This window comes from Blastococcus sp. SYSU D00695 (genome assembly GCF_054050555.1).
In genome coordinates this window covers 29792-45190 of sequence record NZ_JBJGZP010000011.1, presented here as the reverse complement: position 1 = coordinate 45190, position 15399 = coordinate 29792, and the positions used below count along the sequence as shown (strand labels likewise).

Below are 15399 nucleotides of genomic sequence, written 5' to 3'. Positions count from 1 at the left end.
GAGCCGCATCCCCGTCCCGGTTCGACTGGAACTGCCGATGTTCGTGCCGTGAGAGGCATGAGCAGGGCCGCCGTCCCGATCGGCGTCGTGGCCATCGTCCTCATGCTGGTCGTGCCGCTGCCGTCGGCGGTGCTGGACGTCCTGCTGGGCCTGAACATCACCGCGTCGCTGCTGATCCTGCTGGTCGCGATGCAGATCAAGCGGCCGCTGGACTTCGCCGTCTTCCCGTCGCTGATCCTCATCGCGACGCTCTTCCGGCTGGCGCTCAACGTGTCGTCCACCCGGCTCGTGCTCAGCGACGGGTTCGCCGGCAAGGTGATCGAGGCCTTCGGTCACTTCGTGATCAGCGGCTCGCTCATCGTCGGTCTCGTGATCTTCGTGATCCTGACGATCATCCAGTTCGTCGTCATCACCAACGGTGCCGGCCGCGTGGCCGAGGTGGGCGCCCGCTTCACCCTCGACGCGATGCCCGGCAAGCAGATGGCCATCGACGCCGACCTCAACGCCGGCCTGATCAACGAGAAGCAGGCGCGCAAGCGCCGGGCCGAGGTCACCGCCGAGGCGGACTTCTACGGGTCGATGGACGGTGCATCGAAGTTCGTCAAGGGCGACGCCATCGCGGCCATCATCATCACGCTGATCAACCTGATCGGTGGCTTCGCGATCGGCGTCATGCAGAACGGCATGAGCCCCGGCGACGCCGTCGAGACCTACTCGCTGCTCAGCGTCGGCGACGGCCTGGTCTCCCAGATCCCCGCGCTGCTGCTGTCCACCGCGACCGGCATCATCGTCACCCGCTCCGCGAGCGAGGGCGACATGGGCTCGGACCTGCTGGCCCAGCTCGGCCGCTTCAAGCAGCCCGTGCGGATCGCCGGCGGCGCCGCCATCGCGCTGTGCCTCATCCCCGGCCTGCCCAAGCTGCCGTTCCTGCTCATCGGCGGCCTGTTCCTGTTCCTCGCCTCGCGGATGCAGGAGACGCCCGACGTCGACGAGGACGCCGACGTCGCGGTGCCCGGCGAGGAGGGGCCCCGCCCGGACTCCCCCGAGGCCATCGCCGAGAAGATGCGGGTCGACCCGCTGGAGCTCGAGGTCGCCTTCGACCTGGTCGACCTGGTCGACTCCAGCCGCGGCGGCGACCTGCTCGACCGCGTGAAGGCGCTGCGCCGCAAGGTCGCCATGGAGACCGGCCTGGTCATCCCGCTGGTCCGCACCCGCGACAACCTCGACCTGCCCTCCTCGCAGTACGTCATCTGGCTCAACGGCGTCCCCGCCGCGAAGGGCTCCTCCCCCGCCGGCACCGTGCTGGCCATCGGGGACGGCCTGGACGGGCTGCCCGGCCGCCCCACCCGCGAGCCCGTGTTCGGGCTGGCCGCCAAGTGGGTGCCCGCGGAGCTGCAGCGGCAGGCCGAGATGGCCGGCGCGACCGTGGTCGACCGCTCGTCGGTCATCACCACCCACCTGGCCGAGGTCGTCCGGCAGAACGCCGCCGAGCTGCTGGGCCGGGAGGACGTCAAGCTGCTCGTGGAGATGGTCAAGCGCAGCCACCCGATCGTCGTCGAGGAGCTCACCCCCTCGCTGCTCACGCTCGGGGAGATCCAGCGGGTGCTGCACGCGCTGCTGGCCGAGAACGTCTCGATCCGCGACCTGGTGCGCATCTTCGAGGCGCTGTCGGTGCGGGCGCGGACGTCGACCGAGCTCGACGGGCTGGTCGAGGCCGTCCGCGCCGCGCTGGGCGCCGCGATCAGCCACCCCTACGTCACCCCCGACGAGCGGCTGCACGTGCTCACGCTCGACCCGGCCTTCGAGCAGCGCCTGCTCGAGTCGGTCCGCCAGAGCGACGGCGGTCAGGTGCTGGCGCTGGACGCCGGCTCCGTCGACGCGCTCGTCACCGGGTGCTCCGGGCTGCTGGAGGACGCCGAACGCCACGGCCTGTCCCCGGTGCTCGTGTGCTCCCCCCAGGTCCGGGCGGCGCTGGCCCGCCTGATGCGCCAGGTCCTGCCCCGGCTGCCGGTGATCTCCTACTCGGAGGTCTCCCGGACGGCCCAGATCGAGTCACTGGGAGTGGTGAACGGTGCCGTTGCCATCCGTTGAGGCCGCCACCCGCGAGGGTGCCATCGCCGCGGCGAAGGAGAAGTACGGCTCGTCCGCCCGCGTCGTCGCCGTCCGCAAGACGCGCAGCGGCGGGGTGCTGGGCTTCTTCGCCAGCGAGCGCTACGTCGCCGAGGTCGAGGAGGTGCAGCCGCGTCGCCGGGAGCCCGCGCCGCTGTCGGACTCGCGCCGCCGCATCGAGGCCGCGCTGAGCCGGGACGACCGGTTCGCCGAGGACCGGTTCGCCGACCGCGAGCCGGCCCGCCGGCCGGCCGCCACCCGCGCGTCCCGGCCCGACCCGGTCGACGAGCTGGCGGGGCTGCTCGGCTCCGGCGCCGGCGAGTCCCCCGAGGTCGACGTCTACTCGCGGGCCAGCTTCGCCCGGGCGGCGGCCGCCGGCCGCACGACCGCCGCGTCGGCCGCTCGGGACGCCGCCCCCGCCGGCCGGGGCACCCCCGCGGCCGCGCCGGGCACCACCGGGACGCGCACCGCCGCTGCGCGCACCCGGACCGGTGCGGCGACCCGCCCGCCGGTGACCCCCGCCGACGCCGAGCTGCCCGAGCCGGCCGTCCCGTCGCCGTTCACCTCCGCGCTCGCCCAGGTCGTCAGCGACGACGCCGAGGTCCGCGCGGCCGTCGAGGAGGCCGTGGCCACCGCGACCCCGGCGCGTGCCGCCCGGTCGACGGCGCGGCCCGCGCGCCGGGCACCGGCCCCCGCCGGTGCCGGGCTCGCCGCTGCGCTGGCCGCGGTCGAGCGGGCCGCCGCCGACAAGGCGGCCGCGGAGCGCGCCGCCGCCGAGCGCGCCGAGGCTGCGCGCCTGGCCGCCGAGCAGGAGGCCGCGCGGATCGCCGCGCAGCGCGAGGCCGCGCGGATCGCCCGCGAGCGGGCCGCCGCGGAGAAGCAGGCCGCCGAGGAGGCCGCACGCCAGGCCGCCGAGGCCGAGGCCGCCCGCCTCGCCGCCGAGGCGGAGGCCGCCCGCCTCGCCGCCGAGGCCGAGCAGGCCCGTCTGGCCGCCGAGGCCCGTCTCGCCGCCGAGGCCGAGCAGGCCCGGATCGCCGCGGAGGCCGAGGAGGCCCGTCTGGCCGCCGAGGCCGAGGCCGCGCGCGTCGCCGCCGAGCAGGAGGCCGCGCGGGTCGCCGCCGAGGCCGAGGCCGCCCGCCTGGCCGCCGAGGAGGCTGCGCGGATCGCCGCCGAGCGCGCCGCCGCGGAGGAGGCCGCACGGATCGCCGCCGAGGCCGAGGCCGCCCGCGTCGCCGCAGAGGAGGCCGCGCGGGTCGCCGCCGAGCAGGAAGCGGCGCGTCTCGCCGCCGAGCGCGAGGCCGCCCGCCTGGTCGCCGAGCGCGAGGCCGCCCGCCTCCTGGCCGAGCAGGCCGCGGCCGCCGAGGCCGGCCGGGTCGCCGCCGAGCGCGAGGCCGCCCGCCTGGCCGAGCCGATCACGGTCGAGTTCGCCGTCCCCGTGGACGCGTCGGGCACCCCCGAGTGGCTCGCCGGGCCCGAGGTCGCCGGCCCCGCCACCGTCCGGGAGGAGGCCATCGCCGAGGTGCTGCGCGCCGCGCTGGCGCACGACACCTCCGACGACGTCCTCACCGACATCCTGCGCGGCGTGCTGTCCAACGCCTCCCAGCGGCCGGCGCTGCGCGCGGGCACCGGCGCCCAGGCCTGGGTCGAGGGCGCCACGGAGTCCGACGAGTGGGAGGTCGTGGACGACGTCCTCGCGCCGACCGCGAGCGACCCCGCGCCCCTGCCGCTGGACGCCACGGCGATCCTGCCCCCGCTGTCGCTGCTGCCGCCGCCCGTCCCCGGCGCGCAGGTGGCCGTGCCGCCGCTGCTGGGCGGGCGCCCGCCGGTCCCGCCGCCGCGGCGCCTGCCGCCGGTGCCCGGCCAGGCCGTCGCCCGCGTCGCGTCGTCGCGTGCGCCGCAGGGGCTGGCCACGGTCACCCCGCTGCCGGTGTCCGGTGGCGGCACGCGGACGGGCGGCGGTCCCGTCGTCGTCACCTCGGTGCGCGAGCGTCCCGGCGGCCTGGTGCCGGCCGGCGGCATGGTCGACCCGCGGATGATCGAGGCCGTCGGCGTCGTCAACCGGCTGCGCGCGCTCGGTCTGCCCGAGGCGCTGCTGGGCGGCGGGTTCGCCGCCGACATCGCCGCGACCGGCACCTACGCCGCGCTGACCCGCGTCCTGGCCAAGCTGCCGGCCGCGCCCGCGGTGCCCACCGGGCCCGGCGAGGTGCTGCTCGTGGTCGGTCCCGGCGCGGAGACCCTCGCCGCGGCCCGGTCGCTGGCCGCCTCCCTGCGCCTGGACGGCGACCGGCTGCAGTGGGCCAGCCGCGGCGACCTGGCCAACCTGGTGCCGCACGCCAGCCGCATCGCGTCGGTCGACACCGCCATGGAGCGCAAGCAGGAGTCCCTGCAGGCCGGCGAGACGACGATCGTCGCGGTGGACGCCCCGCTGCGCGCCGGCGGCCGCACCTGGCTGGAGCAGATGCTCGCGATCTGGGCGCCGTCGGCGGTGTGGGCCGTCGTCGAGGCCACCCGCAAGGCCGAGGACCTCAGCTCCTGGCTGGACGCCCTCCCCCGGGTCGACGCCCTGATGGTCCAGGACACCGACCTGACGACCGACCCGGCCGCGGTGCTCTCCCGCGCCGGCGTCCCGGTCGCGCTGCTGGACGGCGCGCGGGCCACCGCGCACCGCTGGGCCTCGCTGCTCTGTGAGCGACTGGAGACCGTCGAGGCATGAGCCCGCTGCGCTGGGAGGTGCTGGGCCTGGCCCTCGTGCTGGCCCTGCCGGTGCTCGCCATGGGCCTGCGTGGCGACCTGACGCCCGACGACGTGCTGGCCCGGCTGCCCTGGTGCCTCGGGGCGGCCTGGGCGGTGGTGGCGCTGCTGACCGCCGTCGCCCGCCCGCGCGGGGGGTCCGGTCGTCCCGACGGGGCGCACGACGCGCCGTCGTCCGCCACGGACACGGAGACCGCCCCCACTCCCTGACCCGACGCGGCTCGCCCGGCTCCGGCCCCGCACCCCCCGCTCCTGCGGTTGTCCTCGTCCTCCTGCGGTCCTGCAGCACCGCAGGAGGACGAGGAACACCGCAAGAGCGGTCGCACGCTGTCCACAGATCCGGGCGAGGTCCACCAGCGGGGCCCGGGGCTCCCCAGGCTCGTGTGATGTCCGATCGTCCGATCCCCCCGCTGCTGCGCCCGGCCGCCCTCGCACAGGGCCTCTCCGATGACGAGCTGGCCCGCATGGTGCGGCGTCGGGAGCTCGTCCGCCTCCAGCGAGGGGCCTACGTCGAACCGGACACTCTCCCGGACGACCGCCTGCGGATCACCGCGACGATGGCCGGCCTGCGGGTGCCCGGCGTCGTCAGCCACACCTCCGCGGCACTCCTGCACGGCCTGCCCCTCTGGCGGGTGCCCGCGCGGCGGCTGCACGTGACCCGACGGCCGGGCTCGGCCGGCAGCGGCAGCGCCCGGGTGCACCTCCACCTGGCCCGCCTGCCCGACGACGAGGTGGCCGTGGTGGACGACGTCCCTGTCACCGACGTGACGCGGACCGTGCTCGACCTGGCACGGACGGTGCCGTTCGAGTCCGCCGTCGTCCTCGCGGACGACGCCCTCGGTCGGGGACTCACCACCAGGGAGGAACTGCGGGCCCGCCTGGCGCTCATGGGGCCGGTCCCCGGGACCCGTCGCGCGGCCCGGGTCGTCGACTTCGCCGATGCCCGCAGCGGCAGTGTCGGCGAGAGCCGCAGCCGCGTGCTGATCCACCGGCTCGGGCTCCCCGCGCCGGACCTCCAGGTGGAGGTCTGGCGCACCGACGGTTCACGCATCGGGTTCTGCGACTTCGGCTGGGAGGACGAGCGGACGGTCGCCGAGTTCGACGGCCGCATCAAGTACGGCCGGTTGCTGCGACCCGGCCAGGCCCCCGGCGACGCGGTCTTCGCGGAGAAGGTCCGGGAGGACGACGTGCGCGACGCCGGCCGGGAGGTCGCCCGGTGGACCTGGCCGGACCTCGACTCCCCGCGGACGGTCGGCGACAGGCTGCTCCGGGCCTTCGCCCGCGGCCGTCGACGCCGCTGACCCGCGCTCTTGCGGTGTTCCTCGCGCCTGCGCGGTGCTGCAGGACCGCAGGAGCACGAGGAACACCGCAAGAGCCAGCAGGACGGCGGGTCAGAGGGGCAGGTCCTCCAGCATCTCAATCACCAGGGCGGCGATCGGCGAGCGCTCCGAGCGGGTCAGGGTCACGTGCGCGAACAGCGGGTGCCCCTTCAGCGCCTCGATGACCGCGGCGATGCCGTCGTGCCGGCCGACGCGGAGGTTGTCCCGCTGCGCGACGTCGTGGGTGAGCACGACCCGCGACCCCGACCCCAGCCGCGACAGCACGGTCAGCAGCACGCCGCGCTCCAGCGACTGCGCCTCGTCGACGATGACGAACGAGTCGTGCAGCGACCGCCCGCGGATGTGGGTGAGCGGCAGCACCTCGATCAGCCCGCGGGAGGCGATCTCGTCGGTCACCGCCGGGGAGACCAGCGCCCCGAGGGTGTCGTAGACCGCCTGCGCCCAGGGCGACATCTTCTCGCCCTCGCTGCCCGGCAGGTACCCCAGCTCCTGCCCGCCGACGGCGTACAGCGGCCGGAAGATCACGACCTTCTTGTGCGCCCGCCGCTCCATCACCGACTCCAGCCCGGCGCACAGCGCGAGCGCCGACTTGCCGGTGCCCGCCCGGCCGCCGAGGGAGACGATGCCGATCTCCGGGTCGAGCAGCAGGTCCAGCGCCACGCGCTGCTCCGCCGACCGCCCGTGCAGCCCGAACGCCTCGCGGTCACCGCGCACGAGGCGCACCTGCTTGTCCGGGGTGACCCGCCCCAGCGCGGAACCGCGCGAGCTGAGCAGCACCAGCCCCGTGTGCGAGGGCAGCTCGGCCGCGGCGGGCACGAAGGTCTCCCCCGCCTCGTACAGCGCGTCGAGCTCCGCGTCGTCCAGGGACAGCTCGGTCATGCCGGTCCAGCCGGCGTCCACGGCCTCCACGACCCGGTACTCGTCGGTGTCCAGGCCGACCGCGGCCGCCTTGACCCGCAGCGGCACGTCCTTGGTGATCAGGCAGACGTCGCGGCCCTCGGCCGCCAGGTTGAGCGCCACCACCATGATCCGGCTGTCGTTGCTGTCGTTGCGGAAGCCGGCCGGCAGCACCGACGGGTCGCTGTGGTTCAGCTCCACGTGCAGGGTGCCGCCCTCGTCGCCGATGGGCACCGGCGCGTCCAGCCGCCCGTGCGCCAGGCGCAGGTCGTCGAGGATGCGCAGGGCCTGCCGGGCGAACCACCCCAGCTCCGGGTGGTGCCGCTTGTCCTCGAGCTCCCCGATGACGACCAGCGGGAGCACCACGTCGGAATCGCCGAACCGGCGCAGCGCGCCCGGGTCGGAGAGCAGGACGGAGGTGTCGAGGACGAACGTGCGGCGGCGAGTGGTCACGTGTCGGCTCCCGTGGGGTGCGCAGCGCACCCCTGCTCGAAGGTGGCCGGGCCCCGGCGCAGGGGCCGGGTACCGGCCCCCCTGGTCGACGAACTCGTCAGCACCAACCGGGCCTCCCGTGGACGCCGGGGGGAACCCCGCCGTCCACCCCGGACGCTAGGCCGGGGAGGTGACGGGAACGTGTCGGGCAGACCACGTGTCCCCCGAAAGGGAGCCCCAGCCGCACCACCCGGCTCAGCCGGTCTCCCGCCGGAACCGGCGCACCCCGAACACCCAGCCCAGCGCGGCCAGCGCGGCGGTCAGCCCGACGCCCCACCACACGTCCGCGGCCCCGTAGTCGCCCAGGAACAGCGACCGGGTCCCCTCCACGACGTGCTTGATCGGGACGACGTCGCTGACCGCCTGCAGCCACCCCGGCGCCAGCGACATCGGCAGCAGGATCCCCGACAGCAGCAGCACCGGGAGCACGAAGGCGTTGAGCAGCGGCGCGAACGCGTCCTCGCTCTTGAGCGTCAGCGCGAGCGCGTAGGACGTCGAGGCGAACGCGGCCCCCAGCAGCGCGACGAGTACCAGGGTGAGCACCACGCCGAGCAGCGGCGCCCGCAGCCCGAGCGGGATGGACACCAGCACCAGCAGCAGGCCCTGCACGAGCAGGACGACGACGTCGCGCAGCACGCGGCCCAGCAGCAGCGCCGTCCGGCTGGCGGGGGTGACCCGCTGGCTCTCCACCACCCCGGCGCGGTACTCGGCGATCAGGCCGAACCCGACGAACAGCGCGCCGAAGATGCCCAGCTGCACGAGGATGCCCGGGACGAACAGCTGGTAGGCGTTGCCCGACCCCAGCCGGCCGGCCAGCGGTTCGAGCAGCGGCCCGAACAGCACGATGTAGAGGATCGGCTGCAGCAGGCCGATGACGACCCACGCCGGGTTGCGCAGCGACAGGCGGGTGGCGCGGGCGAAGACGGTCCAGGTGTCGCGGGCGAGGGTGCTCACGCCGGCACCTCCTGCGGGGCGGCCGCGGAGGCGCCCTCCTCGCGCAGGGAGCGGCCGGTGAGGCCGAGGAAGACGTCGTCCAGGCTGGGCCGGCGGCTCTCCACCCCGGCGACGTCGATGCCGGCGGCGTCCAGGTCGCGGACCAGGCCGACCAGCGCGCGGCCGCCCGCCGGCACCCGGCCGACCACGCGGGCGCCGTCCACCTGCGGCGTCTCCGCCCCCGGCAGCGCGGCGACCAGCCGGGCGACGTCCGCGGCGCGGGCCGGGTCGGCGGCCGTCACGGTGAGCACGTCGCCGCCGACCTGGGACTTGAGCTCGTCGGGCGTCCCGGTGGCGACGATGGCGCCGCGGTCGATGACGAGGATCCGGTCGCAGAGCGCGTCGGCCTCGTCGAGGTAGTGGGTGGTGAGGAAGACCGTCGTCCCGCGGTCGTCGCGCAGCCCGCGGACGTGCTCCCACAGGTTGGCCCGGGCCTGCGGGTCCAGGCCGGTGGTCGGCTCGTCGAGGAAGACCAGCCCGGGGTCGTGCACCAGGCCCATGGCGATGTCGAGCCGGCGGCGCTGGCCGCCGGACATGGCCTTGGGCGGGCGCTCCCAGAGGCCGTCGAGGTCCAGGTCGCGGAACAGCTGCCGGCCGCGGGCGACGGCCTCGGCGGTGCCCAGCCCGTACAGCCGGGCGTGGTCGACGACCTCCTCGCCGGCTCGCGCCTCGGGCGCGGTGGAGCCGGTCTGCGAGACGTAGCCGATCCGCCGCCGGACGCCGACCGGGTCGCCGACCAGGTCGCACCCGGCGACGGTGGCCGTGCCGGCGGTGGGGGTGAGCAGGGTGGTGAGCATGCGCAGCGTCGTCGTCTTGCCGGCGCCGTTGGGTCCGAGGAAGCCGACGATCTCGCCGGCCGCCACGTCGAGGTCCACCCCGGTGACGGCGTGGACCTCCTGGTTCTTCCTGCGGAAGGTGCGGGCCAGGCCGCGGGCGTGGATCACACCCGCAGTGTTCAAGTTTGACTACGGCAGCGTCAAGGGCGTTCCAGCACCGCCGGTGGCCACACCCCGTCGACCGGCAGGTCAGGCCCGGGGCCCTCGCCGGCGAAGCGGTAGTGGCCCGCGTCGATGCGCGCGCACAGGTCGCGCACCCACGCCCGCTCCCCCTCCACCCACGCCCGGGTGACGTGGAACATCTCCACGGTGCTGGCCGGCGACAGGCGCGAGGTCTCGACGCCGCGCACGGAGGAGTCCAGCCCCGAGATCGTCGCCTGCAGCACCAGGTCGCGGGCGCGCAACGCCTCGCGCACCTCGTCGCGCGGGAGCGTCGTCACGAAGCACAGCCCGCCCAGCAGGCGGCTGGGGTCCCCCGGCTCGGGCTGGCGCAGCGCGGCACGCAGCATCCGGTCGTACTCGACCTGCCCGTCGGGGGTGAGCCGGTAGGAGACCGGCTCACCGGGGAGCTCGTCGACCAGCCCGTGCTTCACCAGCGTCCGCAGCCCCGAGTAGATCGACCCGGGCTGCACGTGCGCCCACTCCTCGACGTGCCAGCTCAGCAGCTCGCGGCGCAGCAGGTAGCCGTGGACGGGCTGGAAGATCCGCACGGCCCCCAGCAGCAGCAACCGGGTCGTCGACACGGCACCCACTCTGCCCGGCCGGCCCGCCCGCCCGGCAGGCCACCGGCGGCGCGCTCACCCCTCCCGGCGACACGGGCCCGGGGGCGGCGGCAGCGCCGGGGCCTCCCGGGTCGCCGGCCACCCGTCGTCCGCGGCCGGCGAGGCGGCCCGCGACGGCCGGGCCGGGACGGCGGAGCGGCGGGGCCGGACGGCGACCAGCGCCCACAGCGCGGGCACCAGCAGCACCGGCCACTGCAGCGCGAGGTCCCCGACCCACAGCAGGCCCGCCACCAGCAGCACGAACAGGCAGCCCGCCGTCCAGAGGCCGAGGAACCGGGCCTCGCCGGGGCTGCGCCGCGCCACGGGCTCAGGCGGTCTGCAGCTCGCCGGCGACGGCGGCCGGCGTGAGCGGCTCGTCGAGCAGGCGGAGGAACCGGTCGGCGACGGTCTGCTCCGCCGGGCGGGCGTCGAGCCACCCGGCGAGCAGCTCGAACCCCTCCACATAGGTGGTGATGTAGGCCCGCCACAGGGGGTGGGTGAGGAAGCGCAGCTGCTGGCGGGCCCGCTCCTCGCCGACCAGCGACCACCGCTGCAGGTGGGCGACGACCTCGTCGGGGTCGGCGCCGCGGTCGTGCAGCATCAGGGCGGCGTCCTGGCGGACCCGGTTCAGCGGCGCCGCGGCCGCGGCGATCCGCTCGGCGAGCCCGCCGTCGAAGCGCAGTCCGAGGTCACCGAGCACGTCGGCCGCCCACGGCCCCCAGCCGTCGCCGATCGCGGCCTGGACGCCCAGGTCGGCCAGCCCCTCGGCCATGAGGCACTCGGGGGTGTTGACCAGGAAGACCGTGTGCTCGAGGCGGCCGGCCCGCTCGACCAGGCCCTGCTCCTTGCGGCAGTGCTCGGTGTGGTGGCCGGGGTAGGACTCGTGCGCCACCAGGTGCGGCAGCTGGCTGAGCCGGTGCGGCAGGTCGGCGTTGATCGCGACCCGCGAGCGGTAGCCGCCCTCGTAGTAGTTGAAGCCCGACCAGGGCTTGTCGGTGACGACCTCGTAGCGGACCGTCTCGACCTCCGGCAGCCCGTAGCCGGCGCGCACCCGGTCGCGCAGCGCGCTCGACAGGGCCTGCACCGCCACCTCCAGCCGCTGCGGCGGGCACTCCTCGCGGCGGCGGTGTGCGGCGTAGCGCTCGACGAGGGTCCCCGGGCCCGGCAGCAGCTCGGCCAGCTCGGCGTGCGCGGCGGCGTAGTCGGCCGGGTCCCCCAGCTCGACGTCGACCTGGAAGTAGCTGCGCACCTCGTCGCGGAAGGTCACCGGCTCGCCGCTCATCTTCCGCGCGCTGCACTCCAGGCCGGTGAGCTGGCCGCGCAGGAACTCGGTGCGGTCGGCCGGCAGCCCGGCGGAGTCCAGCTCGCGCAGCAGGGCCCGCGCCTGGTCGCGCAGCCCCTGCGGGGTGGGCGCCGGCTCGTCCTCGACGGCGGCACGGACCCGCGGGTCACCGGTGTAGGCGTCGACGAACCCGCTCTCCAGGCGGTCGAAGCGCAGCCCCAGCCGGACGTACTCGAGGGCGGGGTCGGCCTGGGCGGGGCTCATGCCGGCGATCCTCTCAGCCGCCGAAGCGGCGGTGCCGGGCCGAGTACGCCCGCAGCGCGCGCAGGAAGTCGACGCGGCGGAACTCGGGCCAGTAGACGTCGGTGAAGTAGAACTCGGAGTGCGCGGTCTGCCACAGCAGGAACCCCGACAGCCGCTGCTCCCCGCTGGTGCGGATCACCAGGTCGGGGTCGGGCTGCCCGCGGGTGTACAGGTGCTCGGCGATGTGCTCGACGTCGAGGATCTCCACCAGCTGCTCCAGCGACGTCCCGCGCGAGGCGTGCTCGGCCAGCAGCGAGCGGACGGCGTCGGCGATCTCGCGCCGCCCGCCGTAGCCGACGGCCAGGTTCACCGACGTCCCGGGACGGTCCCGGGTGGCCTCCTCCGCCTGCTTCAGGACGGCGACGGTCTCGGCCGGCAGCAGCTCCAGGGCACCGACCGGGCGCAGCTGCCACCGCCGGTCGGGGGCGGACAGGTCCTCCGCGACGCCCTCGATGATCCGCAGCAGCGGCAGCAGCTCCGGCTCGGGGCGGGAGAGGTTGTCGGTGGACAGCAGGAAGAGCGTCACCACCTCGACGCCGGTCTCGTCGCACCACCCCAGCAGCGAGGCGATCCGGTCGGCGCCGCGGCGGTGCCCGGCGTTGGGGTCCTCGAGGCCGATCGAGCGCGCCCACCGGCGGTTGCCGTCGACGATCACGCCGACGTGCCGCGGGGTGTCGGCGCCGTCCAGGGCCCGGGCCAGCCGTCGCTCGTAGACCTGGGTCAGGACGTCGCGAACGAACTGACGCACCCCCACGGCGGTCACCCTAGTGACCCGCCCGGGGGCCCGCCCTCGCGGCGGGGGGCCCGGCGCGCTGGGCCGCGCAGCTCACAGTCGCCAGCCCGTGCGGGGCGGGGCCGCGGGTCCGTAACCTCGGTCCATGAGCGCCCTTCCCCCTGACCGTGAGCGCGTGCGGGTGGAGGCGGACGGCGCCGAGATCGAGGCGCCCCGCGGCCCGGCGGTGGCCACCGTCGCGGCCGAGGGCGAGCAGGTCGAGCGCACCTGGACCGCCGACGACTTCGCCGACGACGACTGGGACCACCCCGACACCCGTCCCCGCCTGCGCGGCTGGCTGCACCTGTTCGCGTTCTTCGGCGCGATCGCGGCCGGCGCGGTCCTCATCCCGCTCGCCGCGGTGCAGGGTGCCCGGGCCGGCTTCTCCGTCGCCGTCTACTGCCTGACCATCTGCGGCCTGTTCGGCATCAGCGCGCTGTACCACCGCCGCCGCTGGTCACCGCGCGGCTGGAAGGTCATGAAGCGGCTCGACCACTCGATGATCTTCCTGTTCATCGCCGGCACCTACACGCCGTTCGCGCTGCTGGCGGTCGACCAGCCGGCCGGCTACTGGATCCTGGCCATCGTGTGGGCGGGCGCGATCGCCGGCGTCTCGCTGAAGCTGACCTGGCCGACGGCGCCGCGCTGGCTCGGCGTCCCGCTGTACATCGGCCTGGGCTGGGTCGCCGTCTTCATCCTGACCGACATCCTGCAGATCGCCGGGGTCGCGTCGCTGGTGCTGCTGGCCGCCGGCGGGGTGCTCTACACCCTGGGCGGCGTGGCCTACGGCATCAAGCGGCCCAACCCGTGGCCCGGCGTCTTCGGGTACCACGAGGTCTTCCACGCGATGACGATCGTCGCGGCCGTCTGCCACTACATCGCCGTCTACTTCGCGGTCTACAACTCGCCGTTCAGCTGAACGGGGCGCGTTCGTCCAGCCGGGTCGAGCCCCGGCCGGCGGCGCGCCACAGCCGCGCGACGGCGTCCCGGTCGTGCTCGGTGACGAGGTTGCCCATCACCCGCAGGGCGATGGTCATGAGGGCACGCGAGCGCATGCCGACCGGCCCGGCGGCGGGCAGGAAGCGCGGCACGGTGAGCAGGCCCGCCAGCCGGCGGGCGATGGAGAACGCCTGGCCGTAGTGGCCGCGCAGGACGGCCGGCCAGGCGTGGGTCCAGTCGGGCTCGCCGAACAGGTCGACGACGGTCCGGCCGGTCTCCAGGCCGTAGTCGATGCCCTCGCCGTTCAGCGGGTTGACGCAGCCGGCGGCGTCGCCGACCAGCGCCCAGTTCCGGCCGGCGACGCCCGAGACCGCCCCGCCCATGGGCAGCAGCGCCGACGCGGGCGCCCGCACCGGGCCCTCCAGCCGCCAGTCCTCGCGCCGGGCCGCGGCGTAGGCCTCCATCAGCGGCCGCAGCTGCACGCGGGCGGGCCGGCGGGCGGTGGCCAGGGTGCCCACGCCGATGTTCACCTCGCCGGCGGCGGCGCCCAGCGGGAAGACCCAGCCGTAGCCGGAGAGCAGCTCGCCGGACGTGCCGCGCAGCTCCAGGTGCGAGGAGATCCACTCGTCGGCGGCCCGGCCGGAGGTGACGTAGCCGCGGGCGGCGACGCCGTAGGCGGTGTCGCGGTGCCACTGCCGGCCGAGCACCCGGCCGAGCGTGGAGCGGACGCCGTCGGCGACCACCAGCCGCGTGCAGCCGATCGTCACCGGTCCGGCGCCGGTCTCGAACACCACGCCGGTGACCCGGTCGCCGTCGCGCTCGACGTCGACGGCGCGGGCACCCTCCACCGGCGTCGCCCCCGCCTCCAGCGCGCAGGAGCGGATGCGGGCGTCCAGCTCGGTGCGCGGCACGGCGCTGCCGTGGTCGGGGAACTCCCCGCCGGGCCAGGGCAGCTCCCAGGTGCGGCCGAAGCCGGCGGCGCGCAGGCCGCGGTTGCGGGCCCGCGAGCGCGCCCAGTCCCCCAGACCGAGCCGGTCGAGCTCGGCGATCGCCCGGGGGGTGAGACCGTCGCCGCACGCCTTGTCCCGCGGGAAGACGGCGGCGTCGGCGAGGAGGACGTCGTGGCCGGCGCGCGCGGCCCAGGCGGCCGCCGCGGCCCCGGCGGGACCGGCGCCGACCACCAGCACGTCGGTGGCGGACGGCGGGGCGACGGCGCTGCTCACCGCCCCAGTGTCCCCGGCGTCAGCCGAGGAGCGGGAAGCGGTCGGCCCCGGCGCCCAGCGCGGCCCGGTCAGCGTCGGTCAGCGGCTGGCGGCCGGTGCCGCGGCGGGCGGCCGTGGCGTCGTCCCACCCCGCCGGCAGCGGCTGCCCGAGCAGCCCCTCGAGCACCCGGCGGACCTCGGCCAGCGGCGCCGCGGCGGGGCCCGGCCGGTCCAGGTGCGCCACCAGGTCGAGGTGGTGGATCGCGGCCTCCACCGCGAGCGTGGAGAGCAGGTCGGCAACGCGCAGCACGTGCCCCTGGGTGCCGACGAGGTCGTCGCCGCCCACCCGGCCGGCCGAGACCAGCACGGCGGCGGTGGTCTCGGCGTGGGCGTCCCGGATGGGCGCCAGCCCGCCGGTCACGCTCGCCGACACCCGGGTCGCCCACAGGTCGTGGTCGGCGTCGGTGCCGTCGGGCTGCCAGGCCCGCCAGTAGCCGACGGCGTCCGTGGTCGCCGGCCCCGCGGCGGGCGTGGACAGCGCCACCAGACCCCGGCGGGCATCGGCCAGCAGGTGCCAGCCCAGGTCCACCGGGGTCCAGCCGGCGCAGCCGGTGGGCCGCCACTGCTCATCAGGCGTGAGGTCCGACAGCACCGCCACGAGGCCGCCGTAGGCGGTGCGGAGCAGCTCGACCGGCGAGGGAGGAGTCACCCGGCCAGGGTGC

At 76.1% G+C, this 15399-nt stretch carries 14 protein-coding genes; 5 read left to right on the top strand and 9 right to left on the bottom strand.

Annotation, left to right across the window (positions count from 1 at the left end; all coding sequences use genetic code 11):
- Nucleotides 1-57 precede the first annotated feature (57 nt).
- From flhA to ACI781_RS09415, 4 genes are all read left to right on the top strand, one after another.
- Nucleotides 58-2091 carry a flagellar biosynthesis protein FlhA gene (gene flhA, locus ACI781_RS09430; protein ID WP_456565833.1) on the top strand — a complete coding sequence of 678 codons (2034 nt, stop codon included), beginning with the start codon at nt 58-60 and terminating at the stop codon, nt 2089-2091.
- Nucleotides 2078-4822, top strand: a complete 2745-nt coding sequence (locus tag ACI781_RS09425; protein ID WP_456565832.1) for a hypothetical protein — start codon at nt 2078-2080, stop codon at nt 4820-4822. Before flhA ends, ACI781_RS09425 begins: the two co-directional genes overlap by 14 nt.
- Nucleotides 4819-5070 carry a hypothetical protein gene (locus ACI781_RS09420; RefSeq protein ID WP_456565831.1) on the top strand — a complete coding sequence of 84 codons (252 nt, stop codon included), beginning with the start codon at nt 4819-4821 and terminating at the stop codon, nt 5068-5070. Before ACI781_RS09425 ends, ACI781_RS09420 begins: the two co-directional genes overlap by 4 nt.
- A 176-nt stretch (nt 5071-5246) precedes the next feature.
- Complete coding sequence (locus ACI781_RS09415) at nt 5247-6161, top strand: hypothetical protein (protein ID WP_456565830.1); 915 nt, start codon at nt 5247-5249, stop codon at nt 6159-6161.
- A 90-nt stretch (nt 6162-6251) separates the two neighbouring features.
- On the opposite strand, the gene ACI781_RS09410 is transcribed toward ACI781_RS09415, so the two are convergent.
- The 7 genes from ACI781_RS09410 to ACI781_RS09380 form a co-directional block, all read right to left on the bottom strand.
- Nucleotides 6252-7550 (bottom strand): PhoH family protein, encoded by a 1299-nt coding sequence (locus ACI781_RS09410; RefSeq protein ID WP_456565829.1) that lies wholly within the window; start codon nt 7548-7550, stop codon nt 6252-6254.
- Between the two features lie 234 nt (nt 7551-7784).
- Entirely contained in the window at nt 7785-8543 is a 759-nt protein-coding gene (locus tag ACI781_RS09405; RefSeq protein WP_456565828.1) for an ABC transporter permease, read from the bottom strand.
- A complete protein-coding gene (locus tag ACI781_RS09400; RefSeq protein WP_456565827.1) occupies nt 8540-9526 on the bottom strand; it encodes an ATP-binding cassette domain-containing protein in 987 nt (328 codons plus the stop codon). Before ACI781_RS09400 ends, ACI781_RS09405 begins: the two co-directional genes overlap by 4 nt.
- 32 nt (nt 9527-9558) lie before the next feature.
- Nucleotides 9559-10161 carry a PadR family transcriptional regulator gene (locus ACI781_RS09395; RefSeq protein WP_456565826.1) on the bottom strand — a complete coding sequence of 201 codons (603 nt, stop codon included), beginning with the start codon at nt 10159-10161 and terminating at the stop codon, nt 9559-9561.
- A 54-nt stretch (nt 10162-10215) separates the two neighbouring features.
- Nucleotides 10216-10503, bottom strand: a complete 288-nt coding sequence (locus tag ACI781_RS09390) for a hypothetical protein (protein WP_456565825.1) — start codon at nt 10501-10503, stop codon at nt 10216-10218.
- A gap of 4 nt (nt 10504-10507) precedes the next feature.
- Nucleotides 10508-11725: a DUF885 domain-containing protein gene (locus ACI781_RS09385; protein WP_456565824.1), complete on the bottom strand. Its 1218-nt coding sequence runs from the start codon at nt 11723-11725 to the stop codon at nt 10508-10510.
- A 13-nt stretch (nt 11726-11738) separates the two neighbouring features.
- A complete protein-coding gene (locus ACI781_RS09380; RefSeq protein ID WP_456565823.1) occupies nt 11739-12518 on the bottom strand; it encodes an isoprenyl transferase in 780 nt (259 codons plus the stop codon).
- A 124-nt stretch (nt 12519-12642) separates the two neighbouring features.
- On the opposite strand from ACI781_RS09380, the gene trhA reads away from it, so the two are divergent.
- A complete protein-coding gene (trhA, locus tag ACI781_RS09375; RefSeq protein WP_456565822.1) occupies nt 12643-13455 on the top strand; it encodes a PAQR family membrane homeostasis protein TrhA in 813 nt (270 codons plus the stop codon).
- On the opposite strand, the gene ACI781_RS09370 is transcribed toward trhA, so the two are convergent.
- On the bottom strand, nt 13448-14698 hold the full coding sequence (locus ACI781_RS09370; protein WP_456565821.1) for a geranylgeranyl reductase family protein: 1251 nt from the start codon (nt 14696-14698) through the stop codon (nt 13448-13450). The genes trhA and ACI781_RS09370 overlap by 8 nt on opposite strands.
- Before the next feature lie 19 nt (nt 14699-14717).
- Nucleotides 14718-15386 carry a maleylpyruvate isomerase N-terminal domain-containing protein gene (locus tag ACI781_RS09365; RefSeq protein ID WP_456565820.1) on the bottom strand — a complete coding sequence of 223 codons (669 nt, stop codon included), beginning with the start codon at nt 15384-15386 and terminating at the stop codon, nt 14718-14720.
- Between the last annotated feature and the right edge of the window lie 13 nt (nt 15387-15399).